Origin of the sequence: Mesotoga sp. HF07.pep.5.2.highcov, assembly GCF_003666285.1 — a bacterium.
Classification (GTDB): domain Bacteria; phylum Thermotogota; class Thermotogae; order Petrotogales; family Kosmotogaceae; genus Mesotoga; species Mesotoga prima.
Genome location: NZ_JFHJ01000711.1, coordinates 1 through 4,674 on the forward strand (window position 1 = coordinate 1; position 4,674 = coordinate 4,674).

General features: G+C 49.6%; 6 protein-coding genes. 3 read left to right on the plus strand and 3 right to left on the minus strand.

What is annotated here, in order from left to right; translation table 11 throughout:
• The 3 genes from BG32_RS15135 to BG32_RS15145 all read left to right on the plus strand — a co-directional run.
• The coding region (locus BG32_RS15135; protein ID WP_147435106.1) for an N-acetylmuramic acid 6-phosphate etherase at nucleotides 1–675 on the plus strand (675 nt) is incomplete at its 5' end.
• Complete coding sequence (locus BG32_RS15140) at nucleotides 672–1,397, plus strand: GntR family transcriptional regulator (protein WP_121527081.1); 726 nt, start codon at nucleotides 672–674, stop codon at nucleotides 1,395–1,397. The genes BG32_RS15135 and BG32_RS15140, both read left to right, overlap by 4 nt.
• Nucleotides 1,394–2,260, plus strand: a complete 867-nt coding sequence (locus BG32_RS15145) for a BadF/BadG/BcrA/BcrD ATPase family protein (protein ID WP_121527082.1) — start codon at nucleotides 1,394–1,396, stop codon at nucleotides 2,258–2,260. The genes BG32_RS15140 and BG32_RS15145 overlap by 4 nt, the downstream gene beginning before the upstream one ends.
• Here BG32_RS15145 and BG32_RS15150 read toward each other — a convergent pair.
• The 3 genes from BG32_RS15150 to BG32_RS15160 all read right to left on the minus strand — a co-directional run.
• Nucleotides 2,247–3,422 (minus strand): exo-beta-N-acetylmuramidase NamZ domain-containing protein, encoded by a 1,176-nt coding sequence (locus tag BG32_RS15150; RefSeq protein WP_121527083.1) that lies wholly within the window; start codon nucleotides 3,420–3,422, stop codon nucleotides 2,247–2,249. The genes BG32_RS15145 and BG32_RS15150 overlap by 14 nt on opposite strands.
• Before the next feature lie 10 nt (nucleotides 3,423–3,432).
• The gene (locus BG32_RS15155) at nucleotides 3,433–4,260 is read right to left on the minus strand and encodes a carbohydrate ABC transporter permease (RefSeq protein ID WP_006489409.1); all 828 of its coding nucleotides are present in this window, start codon (nucleotides 4,258–4,260) and stop codon (nucleotides 3,433–3,435) included.
• A 3-nt stretch (nucleotides 4,261–4,263) separates the two neighbouring features.
• Nucleotides 4,264–4,674: carbohydrate ABC transporter permease (locus BG32_RS15160; RefSeq protein ID WP_147435108.1), on the minus strand; the 411-nt coding region annotated here is incomplete at its 5' end.

The following is a 4,674-nucleotide window of genomic DNA, read 5'->3' on the forward strand; positions in this document are numbered from 1 at the left end:
CTTGATGCTGCGGAGGTCGTTCCCACTTTTGGCGTTTCGAAAGACCTGTTTGTAACCATGATAGCCGGGGGCCAGGAAGCCCTCGCAAATGCAGTCGAACAAGCCGAGGACAGCATCGAGTTAGGCGAAGAAGAAGCAAAAAAGGTAGATATAACTGAAAAGGACGCGGTAGTGGGGATCTCGGCTTCGGGACGGACACCTTATGTGGAAGGAATACTGAAGTACGCGAGAAAGCAGGGAGCCAGAACCATCTTGATATGCAACGTCGGGACTCCCCGACTCACCGAGCTTGCCGATGTTACGATAGCCGTCAGGACCGGCCCCGAAGTGATTACCGGCAGCACAAGGTTGAAGGCAGGAACGGCTCAGAAGATGGTCTTGAACATGATCAGCACTGTCACGATGGTCAAGGTCGGCAGAGTCTTCGGAAACTACATGATAGGGGTGAAGATCCTCAATCGCAAACTGGTGGATAGGGCAACCAGAATAGTCTCGGAGATCAGCGATCTCTCTTACGAAGAATCGGAGAAGATACTGGAAGCCTCAGGCAGAGAGGTACCTCTTGCGATTCTCATGGCCCTTACCGGTCTCGGAAAGGAAAAGTGTGAGGAATCTCTCAAACGCAACAGGGGTCATGTGCGTTCGGCTCTCAAAGAACTTGGAGGGGTGAGTTGATAGAAGCGGGAGCTCCGGTCTACTACCGGATATATAAAGAACTTAAACGACGGATAGGAAAGGGAGTCTATTCGAAGAGACTTCCGACCGAAAAGGAGCTCTGCAATGAATTCAACGTGAGCAGGCTGACGCTTCGAAGGGCTTTGGACGAGCTTAAAAGAGAGTCGGTTATCGAGTCTGCCAAAGGCCGGGGAACATTTATTGTCGACGAGAAGCGAGAGGAGAGCATAAGCTCTCTTACAGGGTTCACCGAGGAGGCCGCCCGAGACAAGCAGAGGGCAAGATCCGTTGTCCTGAGCGATGGGTTGATGGTTCCGCCGGAAGAGATCGCAAAGCTCTTCGGAATTCCCGATGGCGCGATGGTTGTGTTGCTGGAAAGGGTAAGATATCTCAACGACGAGCCCTACGGAATTGAAAGGGCTTACCTGAACCCGCTCGCAGATATCAGGATTCTCAACATCGTGAACAGAGATATGAGCGAGGCATCGCTTTATAATATCCTGAAGAACGAGCTTTCACTGGTTCTCGATCACGCGTTGGAGAACATCGAGGTCTGCAGACTGACGAAAGAAGAGGCGAAGCACCTCAAGGTCAACGAGAACAGCTATGGAATAAGACGCGAGAGACAGACATTTACCGACAAGAACATCTGTGTTGAAGTGGTGAGATCCGTATACAGAGGCGACCGTTACAGACTTAAAGTTGTGAGGAGAGTAGAATGAGCAGAAAGATAATAGCGATGGATGGAGGCGGGACGAATCTTAGAGTCACTTGCATATCCAGCGAGGCCAGGTTCAGGAGGAACTATGGCACCGGAGTCAATATTACGGCTGTCAGTAGCGCGAATTTAGTATCGATCTTCTCGTTGGTTCGAGACGACGTTGGAATTCCCGATTACATAGTCGCGGCCTTCTCCGGCGCTGGAGACAAGACTCGCGAAGAAAAGCTGAGACAGGCGCTGGATTCTGTTTTCGGCAATATTGAGATTGAAGTTATCATGGATATAGAAGGTCTGTACAGAGCCGCCGTCGGAGAGGCTAGAGGTGTCGTGGTCGTTTCGGGTACGGGATCGACAGTCTACGGCCATGACCGGGAAGGAAAGGCCGTCAAGTCCGGCGGCTGGGGCCATATATTCGACGACGAGGGAAGCGCCTACTGGATTTCTAAGGAATTGATCACTGCCTCTCTGAAGTATAGGGACGGCCTGATTCCTCACGACCCCATCTTCGACAAATTGGTCGAGTTCTTCGAAATGAGTACTATTGAAGAGCTCGTAAACCTCACCCTCATGCCCGACATGAAGACAGAGATAGCGTCCTTCAGCAGAGTGGCGCTTGAAAACCCCATCGGGCTTGCAAGAAGAATCGCTGACGAAGGAATAGAGATACTCGCAAAGAGAACACTCAATGTCCTGGAAAAAACAGGCGAGGTAGAAACCATCCATACATTTGGGGGTTCCTTTGCCTCGGCCTACTATAACAACAAGTATTCAGAGATGATAAACAATCACAGGACAACGCTCTTCACGGGCAATGTCGATGAGATCCTTGCCGAGCAGGCATTCGAGAAGCTCAATAGATCCTGAACTCTCTTACTAGATTCTCGAACTCTCTCTGCTCGTCTTTCCACAACCCGGAAAGTTCGGCGGCCGTGGCTCCTTCCAGGAGCCTTTCTCTATACTGCTCGTCGCCCATAATCAGGTCGAAATGGTACCTGCCGTCCCACTTCTTGTTCAGTGGGATGCTGGTTCCGTGATAATGAACATCCCAGTCGAATTCTTCCGGCCAAAGCTTCATGAGAGTGGCGATAATATCTAGGGCAAGTTCCAGGGGTTTGATTGCGTTTCTATCAGTAACGTAGAACTCGAGGCCGTTACAGGGCTGGTCTTGAAGCTTGAATGCTCCCGGAATGAAACTCCTCTCTCTGAAGGCAACACCGGGATGATCGTGCTCTTTAAGTTCCTTATAGAGCGGTGCCGAGTCGATCCATGGCGCTCCTATGTATTTGAAGGGATGAACTGTACCGCGCCCCATAGACAGGTTCGTGCCCTCGAAGAGGCAGAAGCCCGAGTAGAGTATTGCGTGCTCGAGCGAGGGAATATTCGGGGAAGGTGTGCTCCAGAGATGACCGGTCTCATCATAGTACATATACTTCTCGTAATTCTCCATCGGAACTACTGTAAGATCGGCGCCAATATCGAAGACCTTGTTGAAGTACTTTGCCACCTCTCCGACGGTCATGCCATATCTCAGAGCCAGGCCGTACCCGCCGACAATGCTGTCAAGCCTCTTCTTTATTGTGGGACCCACGATCTTGCATGAAAGCGGATCTGGTCTATCGAGGACGACTACCTCTATCCCCCTTTTAGCGCACTCCTCCATTGAATAGACGAGGGAGTAGAGATAAGTATAGAATCTAAGACCTACGTCCTGAATATCGTAAACGAAGACATCGATTCCGGAAAGCATCTCCTCCGTCGGTCTTATCACATCTCCGAAGAGCGAGTAAATCGGTATACCGTACTTTGGATCCACCGCGTTATCGACGCTCACTCCATCGGCTGCGGCTCCCGAGATACCGTGCTCGGGTCCGAAAAGTTTCACGATTTTGAATCCCCCGTTCAGCATGAGATCGACGTTGATTTTCAGATCTCCGTTTACGCCGCTCGAATTCGTCAGCAACCCGATCCGTTTCTTCTTCAGTATGTCGCTCTCCAAGAGACAGTCTATACCAAGCTTAACTTTCATACCCAGCACCTCACTTTATTGCTCCTTGTGTCATGCCCGTTATGAACTGCCTGGAGAACAACAGGAAGAGTATTATCGTTGGAGCGACGGCCAGCGTAAGTCCCGAGAACAAAAGATGCCACTGGTTCACATACTCCCCGAAGAAGATCGAAACTGCCAGAGTGATTGTCGCCTTCGATCTATCCGTGATGAAGATGAGCGGGAAGAAGAAGTCGTTCCATACGTTGACGAAGCTGACGATCGAGACTATCGACAGGGCAGGCTTGACCAGAGGAAGAATTATTCTCCAGTAAATTTGCATCGGAGAGGCACCGTCGATTCTTGCAGCTTCTGAAAGCTCGTTAGGGACTCCGTCAATAAAATTCTTCAGAAGGAAGACGGAGAACGGGATGTTGATTGAAGTGTAGATTATTATCAGTCCCAGTAGCGAGTTCGTCAGATCGAAGTTTCGCATCAGTATGAATATCGGGATAATCGCGAGTCTCGCCGGAAAAGCCAGACCCAGCATAGAGTAAATAAAGAGGAATCTTCTTCCTTTGAAAGTGTACTTCGAAATCGCGTAGGCGAACATCGAAGAGACAATTACAATACCGATGACGGATACCCCGGCAACGATCAAACTGTTCTTGTAACCCGTTCCTATTCCGGCCTGTTGCCATGCCTTCGAATAGTTTTCGAAGAGGACTTTCGACGGGAATGAAAATGGTTGCAAATAGATCTCTCTCATTGATTTGAGAGAGTTCATTATCATAATGAAAAACGGAACCAGAATGATCAAACAGTAAACTACCAAAAGGAAGTAGACTACGATTTTACCGAAAAGGCTAAGCTTCAGCATGACTCATGAACTCCTTTGTCTCTTCTCGACTATGAAGACATACAATATAGAGACGGGCATGACTATGGCAAAAATGAAGACCGTTACCGAAGCCCCCAGCCCCATATCAACGGCTCCGCTACCAAGTCCACCGAAGGCCGTTCTGTAGAAAAGCGTTCCGAGAACGTCTGTAGATCTGTAGGGACCGGCTTGAACGCCTTCCAGAGCATATACCATGTCGAATATATTGAAACTCCAGATGAAGAGGAGAATTGCTAGCGTCCTGAATGTGGAGAATGCCAGCGGGAATATGATTCTCCAGGTTATCCTCCAGTTGTTCGCTCCGTCGATATAGGCGGCTTCTATCAGTTCGGGTGAAATATCCAGAATCGCCGCCAGAATTACAAGCACATAGAATCCGAGATTTCGCCACAC